This window comes from Kiloniella sp., from assembly GCF_965205715.1.
GTDB lineage: Bacteria > Pseudomonadota > Alphaproteobacteria > Kiloniellales > Kiloniellaceae > Kiloniella.
The window spans coordinates 2100427-2116829 of the sequence record NZ_CBDBHW010000014.1; the positions used below are offsets into that span (position 1 = coordinate 2100427).

A 16403-nucleotide genomic window follows, 5' to 3' on the forward strand; every position below is an offset into this window, starting at 1 on the left:
AGAGATAATCTTTCAGAATTAAGTGAGTAGAATGATCGACATGCGAAACACCGATACCAACAAGAAAAACAGACGCAATTTCCTAAAACTTGCAGCCTTGTTACCTCTCGTTGGCATTACAACATCATGCACGAACTTAATTCCAGGTCAGGGGCCCCTTCCCGATCTTTACCGCCGTTCACCCAAGAGTACCTTCGACCCAAGGTTGCCAACAGTTCCCTGGCAACTGGTTCTCGAGCAAACCGGTGCCAACGCCAGCTTGAATACAACAAAGATCGCCTTGCAACGTGAAGCCAACCAGATGGAGTATTATGCCAATGCTGGATGGGTCGACAAAGCACCGATTATGGTACAAACCCTATTGGTTGAATCCTTCGAGAACACAGGGAAAATTGTTGCGGTTGGACGCGAAACCATTGGCTTGAGATCTGATTTCATTCTCAAAACTGAACTTCGAGAATTTCAAACCCTCTATTTCGATGAAACACCAACTGTTCGCGTTGTCATCAATGCCAAGATCGTGCAAATGCCCCGACGGACGATCATTGGGTCGCACAGTTTTGAGGCAAAAGTCCCCGCCCGATCTGATCAGCTCGATGCCGTGGTCGCCGCCTTTGATATCGGCTTGGGCAAGGTCACCAAAAAGCTGGTTGAATGGACTATCTCAACCGCTAACCCGCTCTATAACAAAAAATAACCTTTAATTCGTAAATAAAAAACCCTTCTGGTGCTGTTCGTAATTCACGATTTCTTATGCTGAATTTACGATTTGCACCCAGATAACTTACAAGCAATTTTGGCTCTTCAATCTACCCCCAACGCAGAGATTAAAGACGCCATGATTATCAGAAGAAAGCCCAATGCCTTTAAACTATTCTTTGTTGTTCAGGGCTCTGTCGTACCGGTAATTGCACCACAGATACTCGTCTCGGCTTTGGTTGCTGTTTTCATATTATTAGGAACTGAGTACTTTCCTCAATCGATCCCCGATTTGACAGTAACACCCTTTATCCTTCTTGGCGTAACACTGTCGATATTTCTCGGATTTAGAAATCGGGCTTCTTATGAACGTTGGTGGGAAGCAAGGAAACAATGGGGGCAGCTCATCATCGATACCCGATCGATCGCACGACAGGCCCAAACCTATATTAACGACAGTCACATAAGTGCTATCCAAACAAGTCACTCGAAATCAACTCCTAGTCCTGCCAAACAGTGTCAACGTCGGATTATTCTTTTAGCGATTGCGTTCACACATGCCCTTAGACACCATTTACGCGATACCGATTGCCAAGAGGATATAGGTCAATTTCTAACTGAAGAAGACAAGGAAAGCCTGAAGAGAGTTCAGCATACACCGAACTTCATTCTCAAGTTACTTGGAGATGAAATTGGAACCGCTTTACGTGATAATCTTATCGGGGAGATATCAGCCCGCAATCTGGAGGAAAGAGTAACATCTATGGCTGCGGTACTCGCAGCTTGTGAACGCATTCACAACACGCCACTCCCTTTTGCTTACAGCCTTCTATTGCACAGAACAGCTTATATTTATTGTTTCACACTGCCCCTAGGTCTCGTGGCCACTTTAGATGTACTTACCCCAATCGTAACAGCAGTTATCGCCTATACTTTTTTCGGCCTTGATGCACTCGGCGAAGAACTCGAAGGGCCCTTTGGAACATCCCCACACGATCTCGCCCTTAGCAGTATGTCCAGAACCATCGAGATAAATCTTTTTGAAGCTCTCAACGAAACTGACTTACCCGCACAAGTTTTGCCTGAGAAATATAATTTATCGTGAAGAATTAACCCAGCTCGACTTTCATATTTAAGAAGTAAGTCCAAACTTTATTGATCTCTTCACGATGAAGTGCTGTTGGATGGGCTAATATAGAAAACTGTGTTGCCGTTATTAATCCATCCCAAGGGATTTTTTGTAACCGATTCTGCTCCGCCAGATAATCAGGCAAAATACCAATTCCTAGCCCCGCTTGAACAGCTCGGGCTTGGGCTGGCACGTTGTCAGAGCGAAATACGATATTTTGTGATAGGTCACCGGCACCAAAAAGCACCATATGCGGCATCGCCATATAGTTTTCATTAAACGCAACCAACTTGTGGGAATTCAGATCTGCTTCACTTTGAGGCGCGCCATTTTTTTCCAGATATCGGCTTGAGGCCCATAAGGAGTTTTCAAACTCGAGAAATTTTTCTTCAGTTAACCCCTGAACAGGATCACCTTTGACACGAAAGGCAATATCAGCCTCTCTTTTGCTCACGTCTTCGAGTTGATTTCCCGGTAAGAGAAGAAACTTGATATCGGGCTCTACTTCATGGAACTTCCCCAACATCTCGGGAAGCCAATAGAGAGCGAGGCCATCAGTACTCGTGATACGCACGGGGGGATGCTGGATTTTTCCAAAATTCTCGAGTTCTTTCTCTAGACGGAACGCTGTTTCCACGAGAGGCTCAATACGCTTTGCCAGAAGTTTTCCATAGTCGGTTAAGCGCACGTGTTTACCGTCGCGTTCAAGTAGGTCCTGCCCCAGGCGTGCTTCTATACCTGCAATGCGTCTTCCAACCGTTGGCTGGCTTACATTTAACTCTCTCGCTGCCGCAGATAACCCGCCGGTCTTAACCACGGCTTGGAAATAACGATAATCATCCCAATCACTCATCTATTCATTTTTGTATGAATTACCTACAAAAACAAACATTTTTCTTCTTATATTTTCTTTTCTATTATGTGACCCAACAGAGAATTCCACAGGCAGGAGATATTTTGTGGCTCAAGAACATCAGTATAAATCATTGTTAACATGGACCGGGAATAAGGGCACAGGCACAAGTAATTACAAAGATTATGATCGCCAATACGATATCACAATTGAGGGTAAGCCAACCCTCGCCGGGTCCTCAGACCCAGCCTTTAGAGGGGATGCATCTCGACACAATCCAGAAGACATGCTGCTCGCATCTATCTCCTCGTGCCATATGCTATGGTATCTTCACCTGTGTTCGGTAAATAAAATCGTGGTGACGGACTATAGCGATCCAGCAGTTGCAACTATGGTGATGAACCCGGATGGTAGCGGACAATTCACCTCGGCCACTCTAAATCCTCAGGTCACGATCACCGCAGGATCAAATGTCGAAAAAGCAGAAGAGTTGCATCATGAAGCCAATAAAATGTGCTTTGTCACCCGGTCGATGAATTTCCCCATCGGACACGTACCCACGATCAAAACGAACTAGAATTAACCTTGAAAACGAAAAAAGAGGAAACGTATGGTTTCCTCTTTTGTAGATCGACTACTTTTCAAATTTTAAAAGCAAGCGTATTAGTCCGAAGGCATTCTGTTCCATGCATCCAACGCTGCGACTTTGTAGGCTTCTGCCAATGTCGGATAGTTTAATGTATTCTCAACAAAATATTCTAATGTCCCCTTGAGGTTGAGCACAGCCTGGCCGATGTGAATAAGCTCAGTCGCGCCTTCACCTACAATATGCACCCCGAGCAATCGGCGTGTTTTCAGAGAGAAAATCATCTTCATCATACCGTGATTCAGCCCCATGATCTGACCACGAGCCGTTTCATGGAAGTGGCAAATGCCACATTCATAGGGAATTCCACGCTGCTGAACTTCTTCCTCTGGCATACCGACAGTCGAGACTTCAGGAACTGAGTAAATTCCATAGGGGAAATATTCTGGAGCATCATGCGCGTCTTGCTCAAAGGCATGGCAGGCAACAATACGCCCCTGTTCCATCGAAGTAGAAGCGAGACTGGGGAAGCCAATAACATCGCCAGCTGCATAGATATGATCAACCCCGGTTTGGAAGTTTTCGTTCACCTTAATGCGTTGCCTGTGGTCAGCCTTTACACCTGCTTTATCCAGATCAAGCTTATCCGTTGCCCCCATGCGACCTGCGGAGAACAATACCATGTCTGCTTTGACGATACGCTTGTTCTCAAGGGTAATGATGTTCCCCCCACCCTCGACCTTTGTAACTTCGGACACACCTTGGCCAAAACGGAAGGTGACGTTTTGCTGGCGAAGGACATGCATGAATTCGGCGATCAGCTCTCGATCGATAAAATCCAGCATGGTATCGCGAGGTTCAATCACCGTAACCGCAACATCCAGGGCGCTGAATATGGTCGCGTACTCAATCCCGATCACTCCGGCACCGATGACGGCCAGAGAACGCGGAAGATTTTTAAGTTCGATGATTTCATCACTGTCGATAACGGTTTCGCCATCAAAAGGGATATAGTCTGGACGATGCGGTTGGGTTCCCGTGGCAATGAGAATTTTATCGCCACGGACCTGCGTGCTTTCCCCTTCACCATCCAGAATTTCAAGCACATGGGGTTCCACAAATTTGGCGAGACCTTGTACCCACTCAACCTTATTTCGCACAAACTGGTGCTCAAGATTATCGACTTCATGCTGAAGTGTCATATGCAGACGTTCAAGAAGATCATTCACCGTAATATTATCTTTCACCCGATAGGAGCGGCCATAGAATGCGCGCTCTCGCCAACCAGATAGATTGAGAACGGTTTCCCGAAGGGTCTTGCTCGGAAGAGTTCCGGTGTGCACAGAGACCCCACCAATCTCCGGGCTCTTCTCAATCACGAGAACGCGTTTATTCCACTTTGCAGCTTGAACTGCGGCGCGACGTCCGGAAGGGCCGCTGCCTATAACAATCAGTTCATAACGTTCCATATTTTCCCCCAGGGATTATTCAAACTGCAAAGTACAGGATTTATCACAATATAACAAAGGACTAAGCAAAGTTTCGTTGCAAAGCCCTTAACGTCATCGTCCTTATAGGCCAAGAATCCTTAAAAGACGATTGATCAAGGTCAATCACCTATAAAAATTTGACCGGAGTTTGTATTCTAGATCTCTTACGAACGGGACGATTTATGCGAGTGATCAAATAATCCTACGGGTTCATTCTAAAGAACCAAAGACTACAAAGCAGAACCTTCCCGCATTTCCTCCTGTTCGTTTGGCGTCGGGGTATGATTAAAGACATAAGCATTGAGACAAGCCTCTTCCCCTCCGAGCTGTTCGATCCGCCTTTTCTGGTCTGTGAAGCAAGTTTCATTCACGGCCTCAGGATCACATATTTCCCGTAACCGGCGCTCTCCTTCTTTCCACGCAGCGCGTACCACTGGGTCATTCACGCCTTCAATCGCAAGATTTTGGAGTTCATTAGGATCTGCCCTCATATTAAAAAGTTGGGGATCGTGCCCAACATAATACACAAACTTCCAATCCTGCCAGCGCACCATAAATGTCCCCGTTGTTGATCCACCATCGTGGTATTCGCTGAAGATGGTTCGGTCAGTATTGTCATCACTGAGGGAAATTTTCTGTAGGGAAACACCGGGAAGTGCCTCGCTCTTATCGTCATGAGAGACACCGGTAACATCCAGAGCTGTAGCCGCAAGATCAAGTAATGAAGTACCGGTGCTAACCTGCCTTCCAACAGGAAAACCAGGGCCAGCTGCAATCATCGGCACCCCTGCGGAGGCATCATACATGACCTGCTTGGTCCAAAAGCCCTGATCCCCCATCATGTCACCATGATCCGATACATAAACAATCACAGTGTTTTCAGCCTGCCCACTTTCTTCCAGCGCCGCCAATACCCGACCGACACAATTATCCATAAAACTCGTCAACCCATAATAGGCCACCTTGGCCTGGCGCATTTTATGTTCATCAAAATACTTATCGTAATCAAAAAAATTTGCGATATTTTTAAGTTCTGAATGCTTTGGGCTTTCGCGCTCCTCATATCCAATGGGGAGGTCCATCTCAGAAGGATCATACATGTCATAGTATACATGTGGCGCAGTAAGGGGATAGTGGGGGCTGACCAAGGAGACAAAAGCGGCCCAAGGTTTTTCCGACCCCGCTTTTTTCCTCAAAAAGCTTTCGGTAGCCTCGGTAATTGCAAGGTCATAATCCGTGTAAGAACTGCTACCTGCTCCGACATCCTCGGCCAACTCAGAAGCTGATGAAAATTCAGGAGGTTTTTTTCGAAGCAATCCGGGCGCCCAACCGACCCCACCGACGACGTGCATGGGTAAGATCTCTTGGGTAAAGCCATTGTCATCTTCTGCTGAACGAAAATGCAATTTTCCGATAGACGTAACCTCGACACCACCATCACGAAGCTGTCGCATCCAGCTTCTCTTTGTTCCATCATAGGGGGTAGCACTATCCCAATTACCGATCTTGTGGACATGGTCCCCACAGGCGATTGACGCACGGGTGGGTACACACATCGGCGACGGCGTGTAGGCATTTTCAAAAATGACACCCCGAGCTGCGAGCGCATCCAGATTAGGCGTCTGAACAATGGGATGACCAACACAGCCCATGGCATCCTTACGGTGTTCATCAGAGATAATAATCAGTAAATTTTTACCACTAACTTCTTGTGCCATTTTTTTATTCCTTTAATCGCCCCTGCCATAAGATCTGGGACTGATCCCGTTCATCTATATAAATTGTTCGAACCCCTAAGAGCTCTTTGACTAAATCGTTTTTTCAGCTGCAGAACTTATTTCAGGCAAACCTTGAGACTTTATCCGGTCTTTCCCAAGACGCGGATGGAGCTTTCTTGAAAATCCGGCCACAACAAACATCAATCCGCCAGTAACCAAGAACACGGATGACAGCTCAAATGACCGTAGTAAAATAGCGAATATGCCGGGCGGAATTAACTCTGAAGCATCTCGGTATGTACTGAATACAGATGTCATTTCTGATCGTTCACGCGGACGAACCGCAGCCATAAAGGGAAGGTTCCCTATTGCATCTTGAAATGACATTCCCAGTGCCGCGAACAAGATGAACCCAGCTCCAAGCAAAGCATAACCGTTGGCAAAGAAAACCAGCGACGTCCCCACCCCCGAGATAAAAAACGCAATGATAAGTGTTTTTCTTGCGCCGATGCGCCGAACAATCTTCACCCAGAGCGGCAGGAAAAACAGGCAGGCGTTTCCTACAGAGACAATCAATCCGCCAACGACTTCCCCAAGGCCACTTTCCACCGCATAAAGCGGGGTATAGATAAAGAACATCGACCACCAGGCGGCACGGCAAAAAGCAAGGATCCAGGCTGTATTAAGGTGTGGCTGTTTGAGGTAACGCCCTATCATAACCAAGGGGTTTTGCGCTCTCTTACTTTTTGTTTTTTTCGATTTGGCTGGAAGAATTACGGTATCTTTGCCAAGGCGTAGAAACCAAAAGTAGCCCAGCATGACGCCTGCACAAACAGCGCTGACAGCAAAGGGTGCCCAATCCCCTCCCCACTTGAACAACAAGGCACCGCAGACAGGGCCAACTGTCCAGCTCAAGGCAGAATAATACACTCGTTTTGGTTCTGACTTACTCAAATCTTTTCTGGCAATATAGTCGAGGATGTAAAGATTCATGCAAATCGTAGTCGATACCAAGCCAACGACCCGCGCTAACATCCCCAAAGCCAGACTAATTTCGCTGTCCACCATAAATAACAAGGCGGCAGTAACAAATAAAAAGGCTCCTATAGAATAAACCCAGCGCCTGGGAACAATTTCGACCAACAACGGCAAGAAAAGCGAGACCACCAAACCAATACAACTGGCCCCAAAATACATCGCCGAAACATGCTGAGTATCCCCAAGTATGCGCAGCAACTGAATGGGAATTACAGAGGATATTAAAGATCGCGATAGAGATTCCAATGCGAAGACCAATGCAAAAGATTCGGCCCCTGGTCGGGTAACGCTCCGCAACCAAATGGGGTGGCGAACAAACATAATAAAACTCCGGATCAAAAATTCTTTGGAACAAAAAGAATAATCTTAGGAGAATTTAGATATTTGAGAAGCGGCATTTTCTGATAGGATTAATCGATAATTCCGATACCAATGTTTACTCAGAGAACAGGCCATGAACCTCTCCCACCTCGATACTTTCCTTGAAATTGCAGATACGGGAAACTTTAACAAAGCAGCCGAAAACCTCAGCGTGACCCAATCCACTATCAGTGGTCGCGTTAAAGCATTGGAAGACTCTCTGGGCCGCCCCTTGTTCAAACGCAACCACAATGGGGTAGAGCTCACCCCAGCAGGGCGGCAATTACAACGCTATACCACCAGCATGCTCAGTTTATGGAAGCAGGCAAAACAAGAAGTCTGCCTCCCGCATGGTCTCAACGCGACGGTCTCCCTTTCCTCCCAATTCAGTCTTTGGGAGCGATTAATCCTGCATTGGATGCCCTGGATGAGAAACAATGCTCCGGGTGTGGCCCTACGTCTTGATACCAATTATTCAAAGGCCATGATGCGCCAGCTCTCCGACGGAGTACTCGATATTGGGGTTATGTATAGCCCCAGGCAAGTTTCTGGCCTAAAAGTAGAGAAGTTATTGGAAGAGCAGCTGGTCATGGTCTCGACGACAGCTAAGAGCATAGACGACAATTGGCGCGAGGATTATATTTTTGTTGATTGGGGCGATGTCTATCAAAACATCCACAACGAACACTTCCCTGATATGTCCACAACACCGATATACGTGGGCCTCGGAGATCTTGGGTTACGTTATATCTTAGGAAATGGTGGCACTGGCTACTTTCCCATGCGCGTGGTGCGCTCACTCATTGCGGAAAAGGTGCTATTCCTTGTCCCCAGCACGCCGACAATCCAGCGCCCCGCCTATATGGTCTATGCAAAGAATCCGCTCAACAAAGAGCTCGTCGATCAGGCTCTTGATGGATTGCGCATTGTTGCGGCCTCAGAGAGTGAAGAGTAGGCATATCCAGGGACTTTTAATTAGATATTCTCAAAAACTCTGCATTAATCTGTAATTCAACCTCATCACCAATAGCTGGCACCAATGAAGAAACACCAAATTCAGAACGCTTGATTATCCCCTTGGCCGCAAACCCCATAGTATATTTTCCAGTCAGAAAATTGTTCGCGCCTCCGTTAAAAGACACATCAAAAACCATCGGCCTTGTAATACCCTTGAGAGTGAGGTTCCCCATAAGTTTTGCCTGTTTATCACCGGTAGGGATTATCTCTGTGCTCTCAAAATAGCCAACAGGAAACTCTTTGGCATTAAACCAACTGCTCCCTTTGAGCTCTTGCGCAAATTCTGGATTGTTAACATCGAGACTATCGATCTGAACTGTGGCAGATAGATGTGCATCCGCTGGTTTCTCCGGGTCAAAATCCAGCGACGCATCCAGCGTATTAAAGCGTCCGATATAATTGGAGAACCCAAGATGATTAATCGCAAAGTGTAAACTCGCATGATCAGGATCAAGTTTGTAAGCACCACCTTTCCATTGTGATATCTCCACTTCTTGATGCCCAGAGGGGATCAGGCTGCCACAGGCTACCAGTACGAGCGACATTACCAACGATGCGATCAGTTTCCTATATAACAACACTGCTATTCCTATTCAAAAACCAGACACAAAACCTAAATCAACATGAGGGTAAAGGCACGTCACGATTGGTTGAAGGAACTTAATCAACTTCAGGAAGCTCTTAAATGAAACTTATTATATATTAATCAAATAAGTTCACCCTTAAACAAGGATCCAGAGAATTTCGAATTGAAGACCCATGCACCGTGCTTTTATTACCCTGGTACTCTCACTGCTGCTAATTAACTTCTCTTGCTTAACTTTTGCTGAGGACCTCGTATTAACGGCGCATTGGCGTGACCGCCCGCCTTACCTAACGAAAACAGCTGATCAACGTTACAGCGGCATTTTGGTAGAAATATTGGAGGAAGCTGCTCAAAAATCTGGTTTTAAAATAGCTTGGAGAGAAGTCCCTTTCGCCCGCAGCCTTCAGATACTTCAAAGAAAATCCCCGGCGATAGTACCCCGTATGAGGATTACCGAAGATCGAGCTCTTTATTCCAATTACATCGGGCCTGTAGCCTATCACAGAAGTCAAATTCATTTTCTAGTTCATAAAGACGATCTCAACCTAATTCAAGAATTCAAGGACCTCTATCTCTATACAATCGGAGTAAAGCGAGGGACGGTATATGGAAAAGTTTTTGACGAAAATCACGATATAAAAAGGCTTCAAAGTATCGACGATGACAACATGGCAAAAATGTTCCGCGCTGGTCGGTTTAGAGTTATGGCAATCGCCGACAAGAAAGCGATTGAAGAAGCACTCAAACGCGCTGGCCATAACAATTACGTTTTTTCCAATTTTGTCATAACAAACGGTGATGAGGGATATTATTATGGCGTTCCTAAATACTCCCCTCAAACAAAGGCTTATCAAGAATTAAATGTGGCTCTTTTGGAAATGCTAGAAGCAGGAGAAACCAAACGATATTTTGAAAAATACGGTGTTGGTGAACAATTTTGGTATGAGCAGCTCACGCCAGAAGAGGTAATTTACTCCACTCAATAGTTCTCACTTTCATTTTATCCCTTTAGCTTTTTATAAGCCGCAGCCGTGTAGTCATCCACTTCAACCACAGCATCTGCTAACTTTTGCGCTTCTTGTATGAGTAGATGCTCATCCTCGGTTATAACACCTCTTTCTTGGGCAACCCTGGGTAAATCATCCCGTTCCACACCATGTAGAATTCCTGCCTTTCTTGCCGCCCGAATGCGTTCATCTATCGGGGCGATTTCAATCACCTTGTAATAGGCCTCTTCCAAAGCTCCCATAGCCTCATGGGTATTACGTGGAATAGCGATGTCACTTGTAAGGCGCTCTCTCCCCTCTTTTTCGCCCATGACCCGTCGAGCGAGCTCAAGACTCTGCTTATCACTTGGTCCGTGCGCCGATCGCCCCAAGAAAAAGAGTTTCAGGCGGAGCGATAATCCCAAAAACCCAATGGGATAATTATGTGTGATCGTGATCAGCGCCTGTTCAATCTGCTGATAGGCATAGGCACAAAACCAGTCGAGATAGATTTCATCGTCTTCCAGGCTGCCTTCATCCTCAAACCGCTTCACCGCGGCAGTTGCGAGATAAAGCCAGGAGAGAGCATCAGCCAATCGACCACTGAGGGATTCCCGGCGCTTTAGACTGCTGCCCAGTGCCAGCATGGAGAAATCAGCCACCATGACAAAGGCAGAGCTGTAACGCGTTAGGAGCTGCTTGTGCCGCTTTGCAACGGGATTTCCTTCAACCCTGATCAACCTCCCACCTGTGATACCGTCAACCGCGGCCCGAACTGCATTACCCAAGGTAAAATTAATGTGTCCCCAAAAGGCTTCGTCAAAAGCGATGAGATCATTTTGAGCGACCGCTTCCAATTCATTGGGAACAAAGGGATGGCCCCGTATAGATCCCTGCCCAAAGATAATCATTGATCTTGTGAGAATATTCGCGCCTTCTACCGTGATGGCAATTGGAAGCCCATCATAGGCACGGCTAAGAAGGTTTTTTGGGCCCCGGCAAATTGCCGCTCCCCCCAATACATCCATGGCATCAAGAAAAACAAGGCGCATGTTTTCCGTCAGATATGCCTTGGCAATCGCCGAAAGTACAGAGGGACGTTCGCCTGCGTCCACCGCAGCACACGTAAGTTTACGTGCCGCATCCATCCCGTAAGTCAGCCCACCTATTCGTGCGAGACGTTCCGCTACCCCTTCAAATTTCCCAATGGGAACACCAAATTGACGGCGCACAGTGGCATAGGCGCCTGTTACTCTGGTTGCAAGTTGCGACGCCCCAAGAGACAAAGAAGGCAGCGATACCGACCGGCCAGCGGCAAGAGATTCCATCAACATACGCCAACCTTGTCCCACACCCTCTTGTCCTCCAATAATCCAATCCAAAGGAATAAATACGTCCTTCCCTTCTATGGGGCCATTTGGAAAAGGTATTCCCATGGGATCATGGCGTTTCCCAATTTTCACGCCTTTGGTTTCACGCGGGATAAGGGCGCAAGTAATGCCTAAATCTTCCTTATCGCCAAGAAGTCCCGCAGGATCATGAAGCTTGAAAGCCAAGCCAATAACCGTGGCTACTGGAGCTAAGGTAATGTACCGTTTTCGCCAATTCAGGCGAATACCCAAGACCATCTCACCATCAATTTTGCTCTTGCAAACAACACCGTAGCTTTGAATAGAGGCCGCGTCACTTCCTGCTTTGGGCTCCGTCAAGGCAAAGCACGGCATCTCTTCGCCTCTCGCCAATCGAGGAAGGTAGTGATCTTTTTGTTCTTCTGTACCATAGTGAAGCAAGAGCTCTGCGGGGCCGAGAGAATTTGGCACCATAACGACAACAGACAATGGCAAACTTCTGGAGGATAATTTCAAGATTACGTCAGAATGCGCCTGAGCAGAAAATCCGAGACCGCCGTATTCTTTAGGTATAATCATCCCAAAGAATTTCTGATCTTTTAGTTCCTGCCATATTTCTGCAGGAAGATCTCGATCTTGTGCGACTTTCCAGTCATCCGTTTTGCGACAAATTTCCTCAACAGGGCCATCCAAAAAATCCTGCTCTTCTTTGGTTAATCCAGATACATCAAACTTCTCCAGCCTTTCCCAATCGGGACGACCGCTGAAAAGTTCAGAATCCCACCAAACCGTTCCTGCATCCACGGCCGTTTGTTCGGTTTCACTCATTGTCGGCAAACTACGTTTGACAATCCTCATCAAGCTTGAGGTTAAAACGCCCCGCCGTAATTGATGAATGCCGAATAATGCTGATAGAACTGCGGAAAAAATTATGGCCCATCCTGTAAAAACAGTAGGCGCATCACTAAAATGCCCCCCAGCAATTAATATTAATAGAGCGCATACCCACGCCCAATAACCATGCCCAGCGTATAAGAGAGTTGCCATAACCAGAATGGCAAGCAGGACCGTTATTAATAACATCGGGCTCTTCTCCTAATTTCTAAGGGGTTTTCCGGTTTTCAACATGTGGTTGACACGTTTTATTGTATCTGGATGTCGGCAAAGCTTGTGAAAAGCTTTGCGCTCTAATTCCAGCAAAGTATCTTCACTGACTTTGGCAGTCATATCCGTATTTCCGCCACTCAGGACCTCAGACAACGCAGCAGAGACAACCACATCATGAGCTGTCGCTTTGCCAGATTTTCTAAACCCGGACACGGCCAGATCTAAAGCAACCTGTCCACTTTCACCTGGAAGTATGATTTCTACAGGTTCTGGAGCGACATAGCCCTCCGCAAGATCAATGGCTTTAGCTTTTGCGTCGGCAAGAACTCTATCCCGGTTCATGGAAATACCATCAGACGGGCGCAGGATTTTCATTTCCCGCGCTTCAGCAGCGGATTTTGCGACCTGGGCCAAACCGATGAGTTCAAAAGTTTTACTCACAGGGGGCATTGGGCCTTTGGGGCCATCTTTTGCCAGTGCCCACCGACAAAGCAGCTCTTTACAGCCTCCCCAACCAGGAATTATCCCAACTCCAACCTCAACCAGCCCCGTATAGGTCTCCGCATGTGCTTGTACCGCATCACTATGCAAAAGCAGTTCACACGCGCCGCCAAGTGCCAGCCCTGAAGGCGCAGAAACAACAGGGAACGGTGCAAATTTGAGCGCTTTATAGGTATCCTGCCCGCGACGAACCATATAATCGATAAAGGGAAACGCCCAGATTTTTGCTGCGAAAGCCATCAAACCGATATTGGCGCCCACAGAAAAATTAGAGCCATCGTTATAGACAACCAGGGCCTTAAATTCACTTTCACCTATTTTGGATATCGCTTTTTCCATCATGTTAAGCGTCCAAAGGTTAAGCGAATTCATCTTGCTATGAAATTCCAGACAGAGAATATCGTCACCGAGATCCCAGAGAGAAGCAGAAGGATTTTTCGCAACAGGCCTTCCACGAGCTTTAATATCTTCAAGCTTGAGAACACCCACTCGGGATTTAACCTCGTGATACTGCCCGCCACTTGAAAGGTATTCTCTTTGCCCCTGCTTTCGACGATAGAAACCATCTCCACCTACTTTGGTTAGAAACTCTGGAACAACTTCCCCTTTCGCGGAAAGTTGCTTGGTAAACCAGGAAACTCCGATCTGGTCCAGCAACTCAAACGGGCCATATTTCCAGTTGTACCCCAAGCACATCGCCTGATCGATCGCCCCAATATCTTCGGATACCGACGGCACAAGTGAAGCAGCATAGGACAAGGTCTTAGACATGACTGACCAGGCATATCGCCCTGCCGCACTATCATCATCGAGTACTTTACGCGGATTTTTTCGCCCCGCCTTTTTGACAATAGATACAGTGGGACGTAAGGCTTTGCTGTATTTCCCTGTTGCAAGATCAATAGCCTCTTTAACCTTGTCAGGGCTGTCCGGCTTCAGCCGATAAAATCCCCCTTTTCCCTTTCGGCCAGTATAGCCATCAGCAATCATTTCTTTGATTAAAACCGGCTCTCGATAAATCTTATGAAAGGGATCATCGGCATCCAGATATTCGGCCATTGAGCCGAGTACATGGGGCATTAGGTCCAGACCAACCATATCGAGAAGGGCAAAAACACCGGTTTTGGGAATACCAAAAGGACGCCCGATAACCGCGTCAGCAACTTCTATAGATATACCTTGATCAATGGCTTCGATTACAGCGCACTGTAACCAGAAAATTCCAATTCGATTTGCGATAAAGCCGGGCGTATCCTTACACCGGACAACACCCTTACCGAGCTTTATATCGCAAAAATTATCGACGAGATCCATCAGCTCATCAGGAGTTTCGTCTCCTCCTACGAGCTCTAATAAACGCATATATCTCGGTGGGTTAAAAAAGTGGGAGATAAGAAAATCCTGCCCAAAGCCAGATGGCATTCCTTCGACCAAATCTTTACGGCGTAAGGTTGAGGTATTAGAGGAAACGATTGATCCTTTTTTTCTGTGTTGTTCAAGCTGCCGGTAGATCCCTTGCTTGATCGCCACATCTTCAATAATCGCTTCAATAATCCAATCGCAAGTTCCAAGTTTATCCAGATCATCTTCGGTGTTAACCGGAGTGATCAACTGTGCATTACCCTTGACCATAAGGGCTGCTGGGTTGCTTTTCAGCAAACTGGCAATGGCCCCTTTCGCTATGGCATTTCGATCTTCACCCTCTGACTGGGGTCGATCAAATAACAAAACTTCGACACCAGCGTTGGCAACTTGGGCTGCGATCCCCGCGCCCATAACACCTGCACCAATGACAGCAACCCTATCTATAGACCTCATTCAGCGGCCTCCAATATGGTTGCGATGCCTTGTCCACCACCAATACATTGTGTGGCCAAGGCGAAGTTACCGCCTTCACGCTTGAGTAGTTGAGCTGCCTTGCCTGTTATCCGGGCCCCTGTCGCGCCGAGAGGATGGCCCAAGGCAATTGCGCCTCCATCTAGATTAACCTTATCCCTATCGATATTCAGATCAGAAATACAAGCCATTGCTTGACTGGCAAAGGCTTCGTTTAATTCAATAACATCCAAATCCTTGATCGAGATCCCGGCTCTGGATAGAGCTTTTTTTGTTGCAGCAACCGGGCCGATGCCCATGATTTCCGGTGCACACCCAGCTACGGCAATGCTTCGAATTTTGGCCAGCACCGGGAGTTCCTGCTCTTTCGCGAAATCAGCCGTGCAAACGATCACAGCAGAGGCCCCGTCGGTAAGCGGTGATGAACTCCCTGCCGTGACGCTTCCTTCTTCCTTAAAGGCAGGAGAAAGACCTCCAAGTCCCTCCAGAGTACTCCCACCCCTTATACAGCCATCATGGTCGATGACAGCGCCTATTTCATCTTCTATTGGGATGATCTCATCCCTAAGCTTTCCAGCTCCCTGAGCAAGAGCAGCCTTCTGGTGACTTTCCAAGGAAAAACTATCCTGGTCCTTGCGGGTTAAAGCATATTTGTCAGCGACATTTTCTGCGGTTTCCCCCATGGAAATAAAAGCAGGTGGGAAATCTTGGGCCAGGGCAGGATTTAAAAGAGGATTAAAACCCATCATTGGCACGCGAGACATGGATTCAATCCCTGCACAGATGTAGGCATTCCCTGCCCCCATGGATATCGCCCCCGCAGCCATATGAATGGCTTGCATAGAAGAACCACAAAAATGATTAACCGTTGCCCCACCCACCGACTGTGGTAAATCAGCAAGGAATACGGCTAGTCGGGCAACATTAAGGCCTTGTTCACCCTCTGGAAAAGCACACCCCATAAAGACGGCTTCCAAAGCTCCGCCCTCTATTCCTGTTTTATGGACCAGACCTTTAATTACCTGAGCAACGAGATCATCAGGGCGAATTTTCGCAAGAGCTCCCTTATGAGCAAAATGGAAAGCGGATCTTGCATAACCTGCTATTACAATATCGACCATTTATTCATCCTTTGCTTTCTCAAGCGC

At 47.0% G+C, this 16403-nt stretch carries 13 protein-coding genes; 5 read left to right on the top strand and 8 right to left on the bottom strand.

Annotated elements, in window-relative coordinates; all coding sequences use genetic code 11:
• Positions 1–31 precede the first annotated feature (31 nt).
• Both ACOGW3_RS27180 and ACOGW3_RS27185 read left to right on the top strand, forming a co-directional pair.
• Positions 32–697, top strand: a complete 666-nt coding sequence (locus ACOGW3_RS27180) for an ABC-type transport auxiliary lipoprotein family protein (protein WP_419905786.1) — start codon at positions 32–34, stop codon at positions 695–697.
• Positions 698–769: 72 nt separating this feature from the next.
• On the top strand, positions 770–1804 hold the full coding sequence (locus tag ACOGW3_RS27185; RefSeq protein ID WP_419905787.1) for a bestrophin family protein: 1035 nt from the start codon (positions 770–772) through the stop codon (positions 1802–1804).
• Positions 1805–1808: 4 nt separating this feature from the next.
• Here ACOGW3_RS27185 and ACOGW3_RS27190 read toward each other — a convergent pair whose 3' ends face one another.
• Entirely contained in the window at positions 1809–2681 is an 873-nt protein-coding gene (locus tag ACOGW3_RS27190) for a LysR family transcriptional regulator (RefSeq protein WP_419905788.1), read from the bottom strand.
• A gap of 106 nt (positions 2682–2787) precedes the next feature.
• Between ACOGW3_RS27190 and ACOGW3_RS27195 the strand changes: the two genes are divergently transcribed.
• Positions 2788–3258 carry an OsmC family protein gene (locus ACOGW3_RS27195; RefSeq protein WP_419905789.1) on the top strand — a complete coding sequence of 157 codons (471 nt, stop codon included), beginning with the start codon at positions 2788–2790 and terminating at the stop codon, positions 3256–3258.
• A gap of 86 nt (positions 3259–3344) precedes the next feature.
• On the opposite strand, the gene sthA is transcribed toward ACOGW3_RS27195, so the two are convergent.
• From sthA to ACOGW3_RS27210, 3 genes are all read right to left on the bottom strand, one after another.
• Positions 3345–4736: a Si-specific NAD(P)(+) transhydrogenase gene (gene sthA, locus ACOGW3_RS27200; protein ID WP_419905790.1), complete on the bottom strand. Its 1392-nt coding sequence runs from the start codon at positions 4734–4736 to the stop codon at positions 3345–3347.
• Between the two features lie 251 nt (positions 4737–4987).
• A complete protein-coding gene (locus tag ACOGW3_RS27205) occupies positions 4988–6475 on the bottom strand; it encodes a sulfatase-like hydrolase/transferase (protein ID WP_419905791.1) in 1488 nt (495 codons plus the stop codon).
• A 90-nt stretch (positions 6476–6565) separates the two neighbouring features.
• Positions 6566–7834 (bottom strand): MFS transporter, encoded by a 1269-nt coding sequence (locus ACOGW3_RS27210; protein WP_419905792.1) that lies wholly within the window; start codon positions 7832–7834, stop codon positions 6566–6568.
• 133 nt (positions 7835–7967) lie between these two features.
• Between ACOGW3_RS27210 and ACOGW3_RS27215 the strand changes: the two genes are divergently transcribed.
• Complete coding sequence (locus ACOGW3_RS27215) at positions 7968–8828, top strand: LysR family transcriptional regulator (protein WP_419905793.1); 861 nt, start codon at positions 7968–7970, stop codon at positions 8826–8828.
• Positions 8829–8844: 16 nt separating this feature from the next.
• Here ACOGW3_RS27215 and ACOGW3_RS27220 read toward each other — a convergent pair whose 3' ends face one another.
• A complete protein-coding gene (locus ACOGW3_RS27220; RefSeq protein ID WP_419905794.1) occupies positions 8845–9381 on the bottom strand; it encodes a YceI family protein in 537 nt (178 codons plus the stop codon).
• Positions 9382–9649: 268 nt separating this feature from the next.
• On the opposite strand from ACOGW3_RS27220, the gene ACOGW3_RS27225 reads away from it, so the two are divergent.
• The gene (locus ACOGW3_RS27225; RefSeq protein ID WP_419905795.1) at positions 9650–10462 is read left to right on the top strand and encodes a substrate-binding periplasmic protein; all 813 of its coding nucleotides are present in this window, start codon (positions 9650–9652) and stop codon (positions 10460–10462) included.
• Between the two features lie 14 nt (positions 10463–10476).
• Here ACOGW3_RS27225 and ACOGW3_RS27230 read toward each other — a convergent pair whose 3' ends face one another.
• Genes ACOGW3_RS27230 through ACOGW3_RS27240 form a run of 3 tightly spaced genes read right to left on the bottom strand, consistent with a single transcriptional unit; the run spans position 10477 to position 16376 of the window.
• A complete protein-coding gene (locus ACOGW3_RS27230; protein ID WP_419905796.1) occupies positions 10477–12894 on the bottom strand; it encodes an acyl-CoA dehydrogenase in 2418 nt (805 codons plus the stop codon).
• Positions 12895–12906: 12 nt separating this feature from the next.
• Entirely contained in the window at positions 12907–15237 is a 2331-nt protein-coding gene (locus tag ACOGW3_RS27235; protein WP_419905797.1) for a 3-hydroxyacyl-CoA dehydrogenase NAD-binding domain-containing protein, read from the bottom strand.
• Positions 15234–16376 (bottom strand): thiolase family protein, encoded by a 1143-nt coding sequence (locus ACOGW3_RS27240; RefSeq protein WP_419905798.1) that lies wholly within the window; start codon positions 16374–16376, stop codon positions 15234–15236. Before ACOGW3_RS27240 ends, ACOGW3_RS27235 begins: the two co-directional genes overlap by 4 nt.
• Positions 16377–16403: the final 27 nt, after the last annotated feature.

Excerpts from the sequence above, each read along its gene's own strand:
- ACOGW3_RS27180 (WP_419905786.1), top strand. The coding sequence starts at position 32 with ATGATCGACATGCGAAACACCGATACCAACAAGAAAAACAGACGCAAT.
- ACOGW3_RS27190 (WP_419905788.1), bottom strand. The coding sequence starts at position 2,681 with ATGAGTGATTGGGATGATTATCGTTATTTCCAAGCCGTGGTTAAGACC.
- sthA (WP_419905790.1), bottom strand. The coding sequence starts at position 4,736 with ATGGAACGTTATGAACTGATTGTTATAGGCAGCGGCCCTTCCGGACGT.
- ACOGW3_RS27205 (WP_419905791.1), bottom strand. The coding sequence starts at position 6,475 with ATGGCACAAGAAGTTAGTGGTAAAAATTTACTGATTATTATCTCTGAT.
- ACOGW3_RS27210 (WP_419905792.1), bottom strand. The coding sequence starts at position 7,834 with ATGTTTGTTCGCCACCCCATTTGGTTGCGGAGCGTTACCCGACCAGGG.
- ACOGW3_RS27215 (WP_419905793.1), top strand. The coding sequence starts at position 7,968 with ATGAACCTCTCCCACCTCGATACTTTCCTTGAAATTGCAGATACGGGA.
- ACOGW3_RS27225 (WP_419905795.1), top strand. The coding sequence starts at position 9,650 with ATGCACCGTGCTTTTATTACCCTGGTACTCTCACTGCTGCTAATTAAC.
- ACOGW3_RS27230 (WP_419905796.1), bottom strand. The coding sequence starts at position 12,894 with ATGTTATTAATAACGGTCCTGCTTGCCATTCTGGTTATGGCAACTCTC.
- ACOGW3_RS27235 (WP_419905797.1), bottom strand. The coding sequence starts at position 15,237 with ATGAGGTCTATAGATAGGGTTGCTGTCATTGGTGCAGGTGTTATGGGC.
- ACOGW3_RS27240 (WP_419905798.1), bottom strand. The coding sequence starts at position 16,376 with ATGGTCGATATTGTAATAGCAGGTTATGCAAGATCCGCTTTCCATTTT.